Source organism: Neolewinella marina (assembly GCF_002631205.1).
GTDB classification, from domain to species: Bacteria; Bacteroidota; Bacteroidia; order Chitinophagales; family Saprospiraceae; genus Neolewinella; species Neolewinella marina.
Map to the genome: position 1 here is coordinate 688,086 of NZ_PDLO01000001.1, position 15,587 is coordinate 703,672.

General features: G+C 61.3%; 15 protein-coding genes and 1 tRNA gene. 6 read left to right on the plus strand and 10 right to left on the minus strand.

What is annotated here, in order from left to right:
• Positions 1-47: 47 nt before the first annotated feature.
• The gene (gene panC, locus CGL56_RS02760; protein ID WP_099104963.1) at positions 48-917 is read right to left on the minus strand and encodes a pantoate--beta-alanine ligase; all 870 of its coding nucleotides are present in this window, start codon (positions 915-917) and stop codon (positions 48-50) included.
• A gap of 165 nt (positions 918-1,082) precedes the next feature.
• Between panC and CGL56_RS02765 the strand changes: the two genes are divergently transcribed.
• From CGL56_RS02765 to CGL56_RS02780, 4 genes are all read left to right on the plus strand, one after another.
• Complete coding sequence (locus tag CGL56_RS02765; protein ID WP_099104964.1) at positions 1,083-1,907, plus strand: glycogen/starch synthase; 825 nt, start codon at positions 1,083-1,085, stop codon at positions 1,905-1,907.
• 137 nt (positions 1,908-2,044) lie between these two features.
• Complete coding sequence (locus CGL56_RS02770; protein ID WP_167641509.1) at positions 2,045-3,445, plus strand: DUF4270 family protein; 1,401 nt, start codon at positions 2,045-2,047, stop codon at positions 3,443-3,445.
• A gap of 207 nt (positions 3,446-3,652) precedes the next feature.
• Positions 3,653-5,491, plus strand: coding sequence for a glutamine--fructose-6-phosphate transaminase (isomerizing) (gene glmS, locus CGL56_RS02775; protein ID WP_099104966.1), 1,839 nt, complete (start codon positions 3,653-3,655; stop codon positions 5,489-5,491).
• Between the two features lie 48 nt (positions 5,492-5,539).
• The gene (locus tag CGL56_RS02780) at positions 5,540-6,238 is read left to right on the plus strand and encodes a DUF4290 domain-containing protein (RefSeq protein WP_099104967.1); all 699 of its coding nucleotides are present in this window, start codon (positions 5,540-5,542) and stop codon (positions 6,236-6,238) included.
• 89 nt (positions 6,239-6,327) lie between these two features.
• Here CGL56_RS02780 and rpsT read toward each other — a convergent pair whose 3' ends face one another.
• The 5 genes from rpsT to CGL56_RS02805 form a co-directional block, all read right to left on the minus strand.
• Positions 6,328-6,582: a 30S ribosomal protein S20 gene (rpsT, locus tag CGL56_RS02785; RefSeq protein ID WP_099104968.1), complete on the minus strand. Its 255-nt coding sequence runs from the start codon at positions 6,580-6,582 to the stop codon at positions 6,328-6,330.
• Positions 6,583-6,664: 82 nt separating this feature from the next.
• Positions 6,665-8,938: a TonB-dependent receptor gene (locus CGL56_RS02790; RefSeq protein WP_143470580.1), complete on the minus strand. Its 2,274-nt coding sequence runs from the start codon at positions 8,936-8,938 to the stop codon at positions 6,665-6,667.
• A gap of 4 nt (positions 8,939-8,942) precedes the next feature.
• A complete protein-coding gene (locus CGL56_RS02795) occupies positions 8,943-9,509 on the minus strand; it encodes a type 1 periplasmic binding fold superfamily protein (RefSeq protein ID WP_099104970.1) in 567 nt (188 codons plus the stop codon).
• A 154-nt stretch (positions 9,510-9,663) separates the two neighbouring features.
• Positions 9,664-10,668 carry a serine hydrolase gene (locus tag CGL56_RS02800; RefSeq protein ID WP_245183940.1) on the minus strand — a complete coding sequence of 335 codons (1,005 nt, stop codon included), beginning with the start codon at positions 10,666-10,668 and terminating at the stop codon, positions 9,664-9,666.
• Between the two features lie 298 nt (positions 10,669-10,966).
• Complete coding sequence (locus CGL56_RS02805) at positions 10,967-12,553, minus strand: peptide chain release factor 3 (RefSeq protein ID WP_187305566.1); 1,587 nt, start codon at positions 12,551-12,553, stop codon at positions 10,967-10,969.
• Between the two features lie 35 nt (positions 12,554-12,588).
• Here CGL56_RS02805 and CGL56_RS02810 point away from each other — a divergent pair.
• Positions 12,589-12,664, plus strand: a tRNA-Thr gene (locus CGL56_RS02810).
• A gap of 61 nt (positions 12,665-12,725) precedes the next feature.
• Here CGL56_RS02810 and CGL56_RS02815 read toward each other — a convergent pair.
• From CGL56_RS02815 to CGL56_RS02830, 4 genes are all read right to left on the minus strand, one after another.
• Positions 12,726-13,103: a hypothetical protein gene (locus CGL56_RS02815; RefSeq protein WP_099104971.1), complete on the minus strand. Its 378-nt coding sequence runs from the start codon at positions 13,101-13,103 to the stop codon at positions 12,726-12,728.
• Between the two features lie 19 nt (positions 13,104-13,122).
• Positions 13,123-14,304, minus strand: coding sequence for a baeRF3 domain-containing protein (locus tag CGL56_RS02820; RefSeq protein WP_099104972.1), 1,182 nt, complete (start codon positions 14,302-14,304; stop codon positions 13,123-13,125).
• A gap of 56 nt (positions 14,305-14,360) precedes the next feature.
• Positions 14,361-14,588, minus strand: a complete 228-nt coding sequence (locus tag CGL56_RS02825; protein ID WP_099104973.1) for a hypothetical protein — start codon at positions 14,586-14,588, stop codon at positions 14,361-14,363.
• Between the two features lie 76 nt (positions 14,589-14,664).
• Positions 14,665-14,829 carry a DUF1328 domain-containing protein gene (locus CGL56_RS02830; protein WP_099104974.1) on the minus strand — a complete coding sequence of 55 codons (165 nt, stop codon included), beginning with the start codon at positions 14,827-14,829 and terminating at the stop codon, positions 14,665-14,667.
• Between the two features lie 158 nt (positions 14,830-14,987).
• On the opposite strand from CGL56_RS02830, the gene CGL56_RS02835 reads away from it, so the two are divergent.
• Positions 14,988-15,581, plus strand: coding sequence for a M48 family metalloprotease (locus CGL56_RS02835; protein ID WP_143470581.1), 594 nt, complete (start codon positions 14,988-14,990; stop codon positions 15,579-15,581).
• The last annotated feature ends 6 nt before the right edge of the window (positions 15,582-15,587 follow it).

Below are 15,587 nucleotides of genomic sequence, written 5' to 3' on the forward strand. Positions count from 1 at the left end.
GGTGGTTGGGCGAAAAGCTTTGCCGGCATACAAACGCGCCGGCGGCACTAAGGGTTGGCGCGCAGGGCGATACGGTTATCGATAAGGCGGACGTCTCCGACGCGGACGGCGGTGGCCACCACCAACTCCCGCACGGGCTCCCCGTCCTGGTAGGGCTGCAGGGTATCCCCGTCGACGACCTCCACGTACTCGGGCGCCAGGAGGGGCTGCTCGCGCATACCCTTCAGGGCCAGGCGCTCCAGTTCGCGGGCGGGCCAGCCGGCGCGCAATCCCGCGGCGACCACGGCCAGGTGGTGGTTGATCTTGCCCGCGGCACGGCGCTCCTCGGTGGAGAGGCGACGGTTGCGGGAGCTCATGGCCAGGCCGTCGGGTTCCCGGACCGTAGGTACGGCCACGACGTCGACGTCCAGCCGGAGCAATTCGACCATCCGCCGCACCACGGCTACCTGCTGGTAGTCCTTCTGGCCGAGGTAGAGGACCTCGGGGCGGACGATGTCGAGCAGACGGCTTACCACCTGCACCACGCCGGCAAAGTGGCCGGGGCGGCTGCTGCCTTCCATGCGGGTGGTGAAGGAGCCGAACTCCAGGTGGGCTACCGGGTTCACCTCCATTCCCCCGGGGTAAACGTCTTCTACGGTGGGCAGGTAGAGGTAGGTGCAACCGCATTCCCGCAGCAGTTCCGTATCCGCCTCGGGGGTGCGGGGGTAGGCCGCCAGGTCGGCGCCCTCGTTGAACTGGGTGGGGTTGACGAAGATGCTGGCTACGGTAATGGCCCGGTCGGCGGCGCTCTGGCGGACCAGGGCGGCGTGCCCCTGGTGGAGGGCACCCATGGTAGGTACGAAGCCAATTGAGCGCCCGGAAGCCCGGTCAGCAGCCAGGGCCAGGGAGAGGTCAGATGCGGTGGAAAAAATCTTCAAGTACCGTACGGATTGAGCCGGCGGCGGGGCCGCTAAGGGCCGGCGAAGATAGGGGGTGTCGGCAATATTTTGTAACTTTGCCAGCCTTGGGGCCGTGCGAGGGCTCCCGTGCCGGGGCGTAATGTCGACCGGGCTCGTCAATAACCTGAAACGCGATCATAAGATATGAGCAAAACTAAGGTGCTGATTGTAACCCAGGAAATGGATCCCTACACGGAGCTGACTGAAATAGCCACTACCGTAAGGGCCCTGGCCCCCTACCTCCAGAAAAATCAGATGGAAATCCGCGTGCTGATGCCACGCTACGGCACCATCAACGAACGCCGCCACCGCCTGCACGAGGTCGTCCGCCTTTCCGGCATGAACATCATCGTCGACGACGATGACTACCCGCTGATCATCAAGGTCGCTTCCCTGCCCGACAAGGGCGTGCGGATGCAGGTGTACTTCCTCGACAACGAGGATTTCTTCAAGCGGAAGTTCGTCCACGTCGACAAGGCCGGTAACCCCTTCGAGGACAACGCCGACCGCGCCGTGTTCTTCAGCAAGGGCGTTATCGAGACCGTACGCAAGTTCGGCTGGCCGCCCGACATCATCCACGTCCACGGCTGGATGACGAGCCTGATCCCCTTCTACCTGCGTACGGCCTACAAAAACGAGCCGCTGTTCAAGAACAGCAAGATCGTCTACAGCCTCTACCAGAGCGGTCCGGAAGACCACATCTCGGAAGACTTCGCCATGAAAGCCAGCATCAACGCCCTGAGTGAAGATGACCTGGCCCCCTACCTCGAGGACGGCAAGCCCGCCCTCCACCGTGGGGCCATCAAGTACAGCGACGCCGTCATCCGCGGCAGCGAGGAGCTCGACGACAGCCTGCACGAGGCCCTGGCCAACGCCGACATTCCCGTCCTCAACGTACAGGGCGCCGAAGCTCCCAAGGCCAGCGTCGAGTTCTACAAGGAACTGCTGGCCGCCGAAGTCGAGAAGTAACCAACCTTTGCGAACGAGGCAGCCTCCCTACTGACAAACAACGAGTCCTTTTCCCGGTGGCGGGGAAGGGCTCGTTTACTTTTCGCCGGCATATGATTTTCCGCCCCCGGTGGCCTTTATTCCCTAGATCACACCAGATGAAAGTTGTTTTCGCGCTCCTGCTCTTTTCTACCCTGCTGGCCTGCACCGACCCCATCACGGTGGGTTCCGACCTGCTGGACAACGACCGCGCCAGCGTAGGCGAGCGCACCGACCTGCCCTTCACCACCCGCGTGGTCCGGGAGGACAGCCTGCTGTCGTACAACGGCACCAGCGTGCAGTTCGACGACGTGCGCGCCGTGCCCACCCCGGGATCCTTCACCTTCGGACGAATCGAGGAGCCCACCTTCGGCACCATCAAGCACGGCGTTTACCTGGTGCCCCGCCTGCCCCTGAACGCCAGTGGCCTGCCAACCGTACCGCAGTTCGCCAGCTTGGTCAACGCCAAGGTCGACTCGGTGGTCATCGTGCTGCCCATCGATACGGCCCGCGCCTTCTACGGTCCGGGGCGCACCTTCCCCTACCAGGCCCTTGAGATCAGCCAGCCGGTAGATTTCCTGGCCGACTACTACACCGACCATACCTTCCCCACCGAGGGCGGTAACCTCAGCTACGACGGCTCCTTCACCGCCACCCGCGAAGCCACCCAGGTGCGGGATACGGCCATCACCAGCCCCGCCCTGAACCGGGCCCACGTACGGGTACGGCTGTCGGACGAATTCGCTGCCCGCATCGACGGTCTTACCACGGAGGCCTACGCCGCGGATTCCACCTTCTGGGAATCCTTCGCCGGGGTATACCTCACCCCCGACGGCCCTTCTCAAGCCCTGGTTACCCTGGCGGCCACCGAATCGACGAATGATACCCCCTACAGTGGCTTCAACGTATTCTACCAGGACTCCACCGGGCAGCCGGCGGTGTACCGGATGGCCATCCTGCTGGCCCTGGCGAACAACGCCTACGATTACTCCGGGTCGCTGGTAGAACCCCTGCTGGAGTCCGGTCCCGACAACGAACTGGTGGCCGTGGCCGGTCAGGGCGGCATCATGACGGAGATCAACCTTACCGACGTCTCCTCCCTCGAAAACCGGGTCATCAACCGGGCCGTCCTCGAAATCCCCGTCGCCGAGGTGGAGGGCGTAAGCTATACCGACTACCCCCTGCCTACCCGCCTGGAACTGTTCTACCGCGCCAGCAGCGACGGCCCCCTCCTGCTCATCGAAGACCGGGTGGAACTGGTCCGCACCCGGGCCAGCAACACCAACATCAACTTCTTCCTTGGAGGTAAACTGGAAACCGAAAACGGTATTCAGCTGTATTCCCCGGCCTTTTCCATCCACATGCAGCGGATTATCGACGGAGAAGTACCCGCCCAACTGTACCTTCGCGTCACTCCCCTGGAAACAACCGAGATCCGTGCCGCCCGGGCCTTGCTCAACGGGCCGGCCGCCGGCACCAACCCCGCCCGGATCCGGGTCACCTACACTGACCTGGACTGAGGCCAAAGACAACTAATACCGTCGCGGATCGTTTGAAAGCATGGAACCTTACCCAGGGCAAGGTTCCACAACCTTGTTAATACCCCGGGACGATTGATATTTCAAGTGCTGCATTAATCACCGCCTCACCCTCGCGGGTCGTGCGGAAGCTACCCTCACCTAAGACTGCACCTTCGTATCCCGAAAACATCTTAAACTAGTGAAATTATGTGTGGAATTGTAGGCTACATCGGCCACCGTCAGGCCGATGCCCTCATCATCAAGGGCCTTGAGCGGCTGGAATACCGGGGCTACGACAGTGCCGGCATCGCGGTGTTGAACAGTGAGCTTTCGATCTGGAAGAAGAAAGGAAAGGTATCCGCCCTGCGCAAGGAAATAGCCAAGAATGACACCACCGGTACTGTAGGTATCGGTCACACCCGCTGGGCCACCCACGGTGAACCCAACGACGTAAACGCCCACCCCCACACCGGCGGCAACCGCCGGCTGGCCCTGGTCCACAACGGTATCATCGAGAACTACGCCGTACTGAAGAACGCCCTCATCGCCGAAGGCCACACCTTCGAAAGCGAAACCGACACCGAAGTCCTCGTTCACCTCATCGAGGAGATCCAGGACGAGGGAGACCTCCCGCTGGAGGAAGCTGTACGCCTCGCCCTCGTACGCGTGGAGGGAGCCTACGCCATCGCCGTGGTAGACAGCCGCAACCCCAACGTCCTGGTGGGCGCCCGCAAGGCCAGCCCCCTGGTGGTCGGCATCGGGGAAGGTGAATACTTCATCGGTTCCGACGCCTCCCCCTTCCTGGACAGCACCCGCCGGGTAGTATACCTGGACGACAACCAGATCGCCACCATCACCCTGGAAGAGGGACTGCAGATCAAGAACACCCAGAACGAAACCCAGCCGCCCTTCATCCAGGAACTGGACATGCAGATCGAAGCCCTCGAGAAGAACGGCTACGACCACTTCATGCTCAAGGAGATCCACGAGCAGCCCACCACCATCTACGACGCGATGCGCGGACGGGTGAGCAGCAAGGAAAACCGCGTGACCCTGCGGGGACTGGAAGAATACGCCAACCGCTTCGTGCGGGCCAACCGCATCATCATCGTTGCCTGCGGTACCAGCTACCACTCCGGCCTGATCGGCGAATACCTCATCGAGGACCTCGCCCGCATCCCCGTAGAGGTGGAATACGCCAGCGAATTCCGCTACCGCAACCCCATCCTGAACGAGCGCGACATCGTCATCGCCCTCAGCCAGAGTGGAGAGACGGCCGACACCCTGGCCGCCCTCGAGCTCGCCAAGAGCAAAGGAGCCATGATCTACGGCATCGTCAACTCGGTCGGCAGCAGCATCGCCCGCCTCACCGACGCCGGCAGCTACATCCACGCCGGCCCCGAGATCGGCGTCGCCAGTACCAAAGCCTTCACCGGACAGGTAACCGTGCTGACCCTGCTCGCCCTGAGCATGGCCCAGAAGCTGAGCACCATCAGCACCACTACCTTCCATACCCTGACCGCCGAACTGGAGCGGATCCCCGAAAAGGTGAAGGAGTGCCTGAAGGCCGACGAGCACATCCGCTACATCGCCAAGGAGATCAAGCACCACCACAATGCCCTCTACCTGGGCCGCGGGTACAACTTCCCCGTAGCCCTGGAAGGTGCGCTCAAGCTCAAGGAGATCAGCTACATCCACGCCGAAGGCTACCCGGCCGCGGAAATGAAGCACGGCCCCATCGCCCTCATCGACGAGACCATGCCGGTCATCGTAACCGCCACCAACCGGTCGGCCTACGAAAAGATCATCAGCAACGTACAGGAAGTACTGGCCCGCAAGGGAGTAGTCATCGCCGTGGTGCCCAAGGGCGAAACCGCCATCAGCGCCATGGCCCACCACGTCATTGAAATCCCCAACACCGAGGAACAGCTCTCCCCCCTGCTGTCGGTCATCCCCCTGCAGCTCCTGAGCTACCACATCGCCGTGGAACTGGGCCGCAACGTTGACCAGCCCCGGAACCTGGCCAAGTCCGTAACCGTCGAGTAAACCCCGGCGGACCGACATCCGTATCACCCCTTAAACACACTCTCCTATATGGAATGGGATATAGCATATAATACCAGCAACGCAGAACTGATTTACAGCGAGTACGGACGTACCGTCCAGGAATTGCTGCAGAAAGCTGACGAAATCGAGAACGACGACGATCGTCAGGCCTACGTTGAGCGGGTCATCAAACTCATGCTGCAGATGCAACCCAGCGTCAAGCAGCAGGAGAACTACCAGGAAAGACTCTGGAAACACGCCTTCCGCATCGCGGGCGGCAGCCTGAACGTGACCGTCCCCGAAGGTATCAACGCTACTCCCGATCCCGAAGGAGTGACCCCCGAGCCCCTGCCCTACCCGGACTCCAACAAGCGGATGCTCCACTACGGAAAGAATGTGCTCAACCTCATCGAGCAGGGCAAGGCCATGGAAGACGGGCCGGAGCGCGACCTGGTCACCTACACGGCCGCCTACTACATGAAGGTGGCCCTGACCGACTGGCGCGACGGCAAGTTCTTCAATGAGGACATGATCCGCAAGGACCTCTACGAGCTGAGCGACAAGACGCTGGTCCTGCCCAAGGATGCCAAAATCGGTGAGCCCAGCGGCAACCAGCCTTCCCAGGATACCGGCACCCGCCGCAAGAAGAAAAAGAAGAAGAGCGGCGGTGGCGGCGGAGGCAGTGGCGGCGGCGGAAACCGCAGCCGCAGCTCCGGAGGTCGCAGCCGCGGCCGCCGGCGGCGGTAAACCGAAAAAGCCCCGTTACGCTCGCGTAACGGGGCTTTTTTTATGCTTAAACTTCAGCAGCGGCGGCGGAGAATAACGCGCGAACCGGTTTAGCCGAGGCGGTTGACGTGTTCGGCCAGACCCGACTTGAGGTTGTTAGCCTTGTTCTGGTGCCAAAGGTTGCGCTTCGCCAGACGGTCGATCATGCTGAACAACTGGGGCAGTTGCTTCTCAGCTTCCGAGCGGTCCTCGAGGTCCCGGAGCTTGCGGATGGCCGTCCGGGCAGATTTCTTGTAGTAGCGGTTGTGGAGGCGCTTGCGCTCGTCCTGACGAATCCGCTTCTTTGCTGATTTGTGATGTGCCATTGGTAGATATTTTAGTCGTGGTTACGCTCCGCCGCGTGGATAGAGCTGAATTAGTCCGCAAAAGTACGACCTATTCCCTGCTTTACCAACTGTAGCTGAGGCGAAAATTAATGCTTCTGCCGGGAGCGTCGGCGAAGTAGCGCTGGCGGTCCAGGTAATCGCGGTACGCCTGGTCGAGCAGGTTGTCCACTTCCAGTTCCAGATTCAGGTCGTTGCCGCCCAGACTCAGGGTGCGGGCCAGGCCCAGGCCGAAGAGGGCGTATCCGGGGGGCGGCGGCAGAATATCCTGCTCGGCCTCCAGCCGCGACTGCCGGGCCACCACCAGGGCGGAGGCCGTCAGCAGTAGATCGGCGGGCAGGGCGTAGGCCAGGGCCGTCCGCCAGTTCGTCGGTGGCATATACACCAGGGGCAGGTCATCTTCGCGGTTGTAGCCCCTCACCACCGCTACCCCACTCTCGATGTCGAGGTCACCCAGCTGGGCCAGGGCGGTCAGTTGTCCGCCGTACAGTTCGGCGTCCACGCCCCGGTAGGTAAAGACGGGGAAGGCCCCGCGCACGGTCAGGCGGAATTCCTGTTCGGGTTCCAGGTTGATGAAGTTGGCCACCCGCTGGTAGAAGACGCCGCCCGACAGCGACAGGGTACCGTCGCGACTGCCGTAGTTGAGCTCCAGGGAGGCCTTGAGCGAGCGTTCCGGCAGCAAGGAGGAATCCCCTTCCTCGATCCCGCTTACGCCCTGGTGGAGGCCCTGGCTGTACAGCTCATTAATCTGGGGGGCCCGTTGGCGGTAGGTAAGCTCGGTTTCCCCGCCCAGCCGGCGGTTCACCCGCAGACTGGCACCCGCGCTCGCGCCCACCGTATTGTAGTGGTGGCGGTAGCGGATCACGCGCCGGGGCAGGTCGCGGCTGATGGTGAGGGCCTCGTAGTACTGGTGGTCGAAGCGGGCACCGAAATGGTAGCGGAAGACCTCGGGCTTGTAGTGGTAGGTCACGTAGCCCCCCACCCGATTGGCCAGGTAGTCGGGAATGAGGGGCAGGATGCCGGTGCCGGGCTGGTTGGTGTTGTCGACGTTCTCGAGCTGTACCCCCGCTTCCAGGCTGCGCTGGTCGCCCAGCTTGCGTTGGTGCTGTCCCTCCAGCAGGTGGCTGTACTGCCGCAGCTTGAGGGCCGCCCGGTCGTCGTCGCCGCCCCGGCGGACGTCAAACTCCTGACGGTCGTCGAGCTGTCCCCCGTAGAGCAGGCTGTAGGTATTACCCGGGGAGGGGGTGAAGGTGAGTTCCCCCTTCAGCAGGTGGTGGCTCACCCGCTGCCGGGGGGAGCCAAAATCATAGCTGAACCCCGGATCGGTGTAGAAAGGCCGGGGGCGGCCGATGGCCTCCTCCAGGTCGCTCAGGTTGCCTACGTGGGAGCCCCGGAGCACTCCGATGGAGGCATTGAATAGGCTGTAGTAGGCCCGGGCGGTCCACCGGGGGTTCAGGAACTTGGCGGCCTGCACGGCCACGTTCCCTTCCCGCTGTCCGGTGTTCGTCAGGTAGTAGTCGGGGGCCCGCCGGTCGCCGCTGGCCTTGGCACTGGCGCTGATCCGGTAGGCCACGTAGGCCGTATCGGTGAGTCGGGCGTTGAGGGTGTGGCCCCAGCCGTTGGAGCGCAGTCCGTAGGCCACCTTACCGCCGGGGGTGGTCCGCTCGGTCAGGGGGGCCGGTTCGATCAGGACGGTGGGGCCCAGGGTACTGCCACCGTAGCGCAGGGCATCCACCCCTTCCACTACCCGGACGTAGGCCGCTACCCAGGGATCGATTTCCGGGGCGTGGTCGTTGCCCCACTGCTGCCCCGCCTGGGGCACGCCGTTGTTCTGGATGCTTAGCCGGTTGCCGTACAGTCCTTCGAATACCGGCTTGTTGGCCGCCGTTCCGGTACGCAGGCTGCTGACCCCCGTGATCCGTTCCAGCACCAGCCCGAGCTGGCGATCGGCCTGGCGGTCGAGGCGTTCTTCGTAGTCGACCCCGGCGCCGGTCGCGGAAACGGTGACCGTTTCAGTGTAGTTATCGTGGTGGTGCAGATAAACCGCAAAGGAGGTGTCCCGCTGCAGGTTCAGGGTAATCACCTTCGGGTCACAGCCGATGTGACTGAACCGCAGGGTGAGGGGCCCGGGGCATCGGCCAGGGAGGACGAAGTTGCCGTCGGCGTCGGCCTGTACCCCCTCTCCGGTTTCCACGGCGTAGACGCTGGCGAAGGCCAGTTCTTCCCGCCCGTGCTCATCCAGCATCGTTCCGGACACCCGCAGGTCACAGCGCTGGGCGCGGACGCAGGTGCCAAGGGCCAACAGCAGGAGGCCGACCAACCAGCTTTTGCGGCTCACCACCTTAATCTTCGATCGATACCGGGAAGGTCACTTCCACGTCGGTTTCCCCGCCGGCCCCGGCAGGGTCCGAAATGGTGGCCTGGCTCGACTTGTTGGGCAGGTGGCGCAGGATAATGGTGAGCGTGCCGCTGGATAACCCGCCGGTTGCCAGTTGGGTAAGTACGCCCAGGGGCTTGCCGTCACCGTCGGAGTCCTGGTAGGTCAGGTCCACTTCCAGACTGGTACTCGGCACGTAGAAGAACTGATGGTCTTCGGCTTCGGCAACGACTTCCGCGGTGATGTCTTCCGGGTTGCTGGAGTCAGACAGGTTGGACACGACAAGGGTACCATCGTAGAGCGTATTCGCTGCCAGGGGACCGGTGACGTTAATCTGGGCCGGTTCAGCTCCGTCGCCGTCGGGATCCGAGAACGTCATGGTGATTTCTTCGCCGCCGCCCACGGGCTGAAGTTGGTAAATGACGTCGGTGATGACTTCCTCCTCGTTTTCGATTATGGGGTCTGCCTTTGTAGTACAGGCCGACCACAGCAGCAGCAGGGGCAAAGCCAGGAAAGAGAAAATGCGGTTCATATGGGGTTAGTGGTTTTGCAGTAAGCAACGCCTAAGCGGCGGGGCGGTTGGCCCAAAAATAAAAGAGCCCCCGCCGCGGAGGCGACGGGGGCCGAAAATGGTCATGTCTGTTGCAGAATCCAGGGCATTGCCCGGGCCTCAACTTATGGTTTGACTAGTTCTGGGCGAGCCGGTCCATCACCTCACCCAACTCGCGGATGATCTGTTCGCCGGCGGGGTCTTCCACCAGGGCGGTCATGATGTAGTTGCGGTCGGCATCCTGCACCAGGGCGCAGTCGGCGTGGTAAACGCTCCAGGAGCCCGACTTGCGGTACACCTTGGCGTTGGGGGCTACCCGGTCGAGGGTGTTGACGAACTTGTGGTGCAGCTCGGGGTCTACCAGGTAGCTCATCATCTTTTCGCTGCTTTCGGGGCTGACGAGGCGACCGTTGGCCAGCAGGTAGAAGTAGCGGCAGATCTGGTCGGTGGTGGCCGCATGGCTGATGCCCTTCAGGGGGTCGGGGTAGCGGCGTCCGCCGGCGGCGTAGCGCTTGCCTACCCACAGCCCACCGCCGTTCTTGGGGTCGTAGAGTTCGTGGCGGGGATCGCGCATGGTCCTTTCGATGTTTTCGAAGGTGACGCGGTCGATCATCCGGGTGGTGGCGGCGTTGTTCGACTTGGCGATCATCATGCGCATGTCGGACTTGATCTCCGCGGTTTCCTGCAGTTCACCCCGCTCGATGGCGTCGTGGGCGGCGGCCAGTACGGCGATCTTGGGGAGGCTGGCGGCGTACATCATGTGCTTGCCGTTCAGGGTGGCGAAGCGCGGATTGGTTTCGTCGCGGAGGTCGACCAGGCCGACCGAAAGTTTCTTGCTGCGGTACAGCTGGGCCCAGACGGGATTGGCCAGAATGGCGGCCTTCAGCTGGGCTTCGAAGGACTTGTCCTCGAAATCGCGCAGCCGGAAGCTGGGCGCGAGTACTTCTTCAGAAATTTCGGGTAAAACGGGCGTTTCTGCGGTGACTTTTTCTGCGGTGGGCGTCTCAAGGTTAAGCGGGACAAAAAAGGCGTTGGCGGCCGTAAAGTTTCCGTTGAGGTAGCGGGAAAGGTCCAGATCGGAGCTGCTCATGAATAAGGCGGCAGCGACGCTCAGGAAAAGGAAAAAGGGTTTCTTCAACATAAGTGATAGACTTGCACGTGAACATAGGGCTCGGCTTGCCCCCTTGTGAGGGAAGTCCGAATTAGGCTTAGTCTGGTGTTGCTTGGATTGGAAGGTCGCTTGAAGTGGCCGGCGACTCGGCTAAAACTGGGGCTACCCCGGGGGGGTCTGACTGAATACAATACAAAGGTAGACAGGGTTGCTGAGCATTCCAACTGAAATGCGGCAAATGTACTGTTTAACAGAATCTTAACGGACGCGCACCGCCCTTGGTACGTCCCCGCCGAAACTTTTGTTGGCGGAAGAAATCCAGGCGACCTTAGTACTCCGAAGTCTGGTGGAACTCGATCTCGGGGTGATTGTCGCGGGCCATCTGCAGCGTCCAGGCGCTTTCGGCCAAGTACACCATGCGGCCTTCCTTATCGACCGCGATTTGCTGCCGCCGCCGTTCGGCGAAAGCCTGCAGGGCCTTTTCATCCTTGCTGCTTACCCACAGGGCCTTGTAGAGGTTGATGGGTTCGTAGATCACCGTGGCGCCGTATTCGTGCTCCAACCGGTACTGGATAACGTCAAACTGCAGGGCTCCCACGGTACCGATGATCTGGGCATTGTCGACGCCGCGGGTAAACAACTGAGCTACTCCTTCGTCCATCAACTGGTCGATACCCTTGGCCAGCTGCTTGGATTTCATGGGGTCGCCGTTCACCACCCGGCGGAATTGCTCGGGACTGAAACTGGGGATGCCCTTGAAGTGCAGCTCCTCCCCTTCCGTGAGGGTATCGCCGATCTTGAAGTTGCCGGAATCGTACAGGCCAACCACGTCTCCCGCGTAGGCTGCCTCGATCACCTCCTTGCGGTCGGCCATGAAGCTGGTGGGGTTGGCAAATTTCAGCTTGCGCCCCTGGCGGACGTGGAGGTAGTTGGTGTTGCGTTCGAAGGTACCGGAACAGATGCGCAAAAAGGCGATCCGGTCGCGGTGGCGGGGATCCATATTGGCGTGGATCTTGAAGACGAAGCCGGCGAACTGCTCTTCTTCAGGCAATACCTGCCGCTCTTCGGTGGGCCGCGGAAGCGGTGGCGGGGCGATGCGCACGAAGCAGTCCAGGAGCTCCTTCACCCCGAAGTTATTGACCGCTGAACCAAAGAAGACGGGGCTTACCGCCCCCCGGAGGTACACTTCCCGGTCAAAGGCCGGGTAGACGCCCCGGATCATTTCTACTTCTTCGCGCAGCTCCTTGGCCGCGTCGGTACCGATCAGGCGGGTCAGTTCGGGGTCGTCCAGGTCGGTAAACTCGATGGTTTCCTCGGGCCTCCCCTGCTTGTTGTCGGGGCGGAAGAGTACGATCCGCTCCTCAAAAAGGTTGTAGACGCCCTGGAAGCGGTCGCCCATGCCGATGGGCCAGCTCAGGGGGACCACCTTCAGCATCAGTTTCTGCTCCACCTCGTCCAGGAGGTCGAAGGCTTCCTTGCCCGGGCGGTCCATCTTGTTGATGAAGACGATGACCGGGGTTTTGCGCATCCGGCAGACTTCGACCAGTTTTTCGGTCTGCTCCTCTACGCCCTTGGCGACGTCGATGACCACGATCACGCTGTCGACCGCCGTAAGGGTACGGTAGGTGTCCTCGGCGAAATCCTTGTGGCCCGGGGTATCGAGGATGTTGATCTTCTTGCCGGCGTAGTCGAAGGCCATAACGGAGGTGGCCACCGAGATGCCCCGCTGGCGCTCGATCTCCATGAAGTCCGATGTGGTACTCTTCTTGATCTTGTTGCTCTTCACGGCACCGGCCTCCTGGATGGCACCGCCGAACAGCAGGAGTTTCTCCGTCAGCGTCGTCTTACCGGCGTCGGGGTGGGCAACGATGCCGAAGGTCCGGCGTTTGGCAATTTCTGAATTTTGCTTGGTCATAATCGGCCGCAAAGATATATCTTTGCCGGCCAATCGCCATCCTAGCTCAGTTGGTAGAGCAATTCATTCGTAATGAATAGGTCGTCGGTTCGAGTCCGATGGATGGCTCCACCCCAAAAAAGAAGTCCCGACCTCCTGCTGGAAGTCGGGACTTTTTTTGTGTTCCCCTGGCTTACTGCTTCTTCTGATTGTTGCCCGGGGTAACGCCACCGGCGACCTGGTTTTTGGGATTGGTCGTAGCGGTGGTGAAGGCCGCCTTGTACTCGTTGTCGGTGTACTTGGCGTCCACGAGGGTATCCCCCGCCATACGAATGGAATCGGCCCGACGGGCGTAGTTCGTCGTGCGGGTGGTGATGCCGCCTTCGAAGGGCGACTGCTCCTCGAACTCGAGATTCCCGTCGCCGTCCTGGTCATCGTCCTCGTAGTCCGGGGCCGTTTCGACGGTTTCCGCCGGATCGATTTCTCCTTCCCGCTCCGGAGAATCGCCACAGGAGGTGAACAGGGTAGCCACCCCGAGCAGGAGGAATAGGAAATAAATATAGCTTTTCATGGTCTTGATTTTGGGGTGATTACAGGTCGGTGGTGTCGGCGTCCACGGCGTAGCGGAAGATGGCGTTCAGCGGCTCGGTGTCGTCGGGCAGCTCGTCGCGGTCCACGTTGTAGACCCTGGCACCCGACTGGAAGGCCCGCACGGCGGCCAGGTTGTACAGCTCGGTGGCATTCTTGTGCTCATCATGCATGATGTTCACGCCGTTGTTTTCGGCGGTATACTCTCCGTAGGCGTAGGCGTTGCGGTCCATCCACAGGGCGGCTACCCGGCCGTTTACCGCAGCCGGCACGATCTCCTCGATGCTGGTGCTGGCTTCCCCGGCGGCGCGGTTGTCGCCGAACAGTTTGCGGTCACGCTCCCGCTGGGCATCGAAGTGATCCGCGATGACCGCCCAGGCCTTTTCGTGGATGAGTCCGGGATTTTCTTCTTCCAGGTTGCCGGCGGCGTAGCCGTCGGTATACAGATGGGCGTAGGTGTTGGCTTCCTGGTAAATGGGGATAAGTTCTTCTACGCCGCCCAGGACGAGGGGGGCATTGTCATCGCAGAGGTAATCGCTGATGCCCTTGTCTACGCGGTCCAGGTAGGTCTTGACGTCCTCCACGTCGTTGCTGGGGTCACCGCCGCGGCCGAAGTACACCTGGTTGTTGCTGCCGCGACCGCCTTCCGGACCACCGGACCGCGATAAGTGGTTGTTGGTCGTGTCCTGCATCAGGGCGGCGTCCATGTTGACGGGCACCAGTCCGCTCAGGTCGACCTCACTGATCGAGAACTCGGTAGCGGTGTAGAGTTTGATTGCGCCCTTGCTGAGGGCCAGGAAATGGAAACGATGTTGCTCCCCCACGATGGGGATAAGCGGCCGGAGGTAAAACTCCTCCGAAACGTAGATCATCGGTTCGAAGTCGATCGGGCAGACGTAGTGCTCGAAGCGGTCCTTCGCGACGAATACCGCCAGCCCTTCACTCTGGTTTTTCCAGAATTCGAGGTTGTCGGCCAGGTCATGTGCCTGCTTGAGGAAGGCGTCCGCCTCGTTGCGGGAAAGGTCGTAGCGTTTTTCCAACTTCTGGGTAGCCGTCTGGACCGCGTTCTTGTAGCGGATGCGGTCTTCTTCCTCTTTACCCACCCGGTAGGTGGGAATGAAAATGCTCACGCAGTAAGGGTACTGGGCGGCGGCGAGGGAATCAAATTGCGTTCGGGTAATCATGGTTGGTCTTGGTTAAAGTTCACTAATGGGGGGCGTCGGGGATCAAACCCCTGACGTCATGCCGCTCTTCTGCGTCCGCGGAAGGCCAGAAACAGGATCAACCCGAAGAAAATGACGCCGGTAACGATGACCACGCCGTAGGTATTGAAGAAGTTGTCCCCGGGAGGTGCATCCACGGTGGAGGAGCTGTAGGGGCTTTCCCCTTCGGCCTGCCCGAGCAGGGCGGTGGCGGAAAGGAGGAGGGAAGCCAGGACGAGAAAAAAGCGGGAGGTGTATAGCTGCATAGTGGATTTGTAAGGATGTGAAAGGCCGCGAACGGGCATTCCCGAACGCGGCCTTATTTTCAATATCGTGAGACTTCTAGGCCCTTCTGAACAGTCCGGAAACCAGGCTGATTACCAGTAGAACCAGGAAGATGTAGAACAGGATCTTGGCAATACCCGCGGCCGCGCCGGCGAAGCCACCAAATCCCAGTAGTGCCGCTACGATGGCGATCACGAAGAATATAAGGGCGTAACGTAACATGTTGTGCTATTTTGGTTAAGGTTGCCGAAAGCGCTCTGGGTACCAGGCTGTGGCTGCTCGCTTTCTTACTTTCTACAACCGGCCATTTCCGTTCGGTGTTCGATACGCATTTAATTTGCAACCACCAACTTCCGGGGCATTTTTCTCGTTGACGGCGTATGCCCCAAATGAATCCCCAGCTGCGCTTTCAGCACGTACACGCTGATCACCTGAAGGAGTGGTTCGCCGAAACCCTCGCCGCCTACCCCGAGCTGCACTCCCGCCCCATTTACCTGCGGAAGGTATCCATGCGCTACAGCACCATGCGCGCCCAGCCGGTCATCAACTGGCAGTTTTTCCGTCGCGCCCTGCGCCACTACCGCGTTGATTTCAGCAACCATACGGAAGTGACGGTACACGTCAAGGTGAGGGAACTACCGAAGGAGGTAGTGGTAGGCTGGTTCGCCCACGAGCTCGGCCACATTGTGGACTACCTCAACCGGCCGTGGCGGGGCATGATTGCCTTCGGGCTGGGCTACGCCTTCTGGTCACGCTACATGCGGGAGGCGGAGCGGCGGGCCGACACCATCGCGGTGGACCACGGCTTCGGCAGCGAGATCCAGGCCACCAAGCGCTACCTGATCAACCACGCCACCCTGCCCCGCCACTACAAGAAGCGGCTGCGGAAGTACTACCTCTCCGCCGACGAGATCGACGCCCTCATCGCGGCCTACGAGGAGGAGGGGGAAATGCCGGACATCGTGGAGATCTGACAGGCC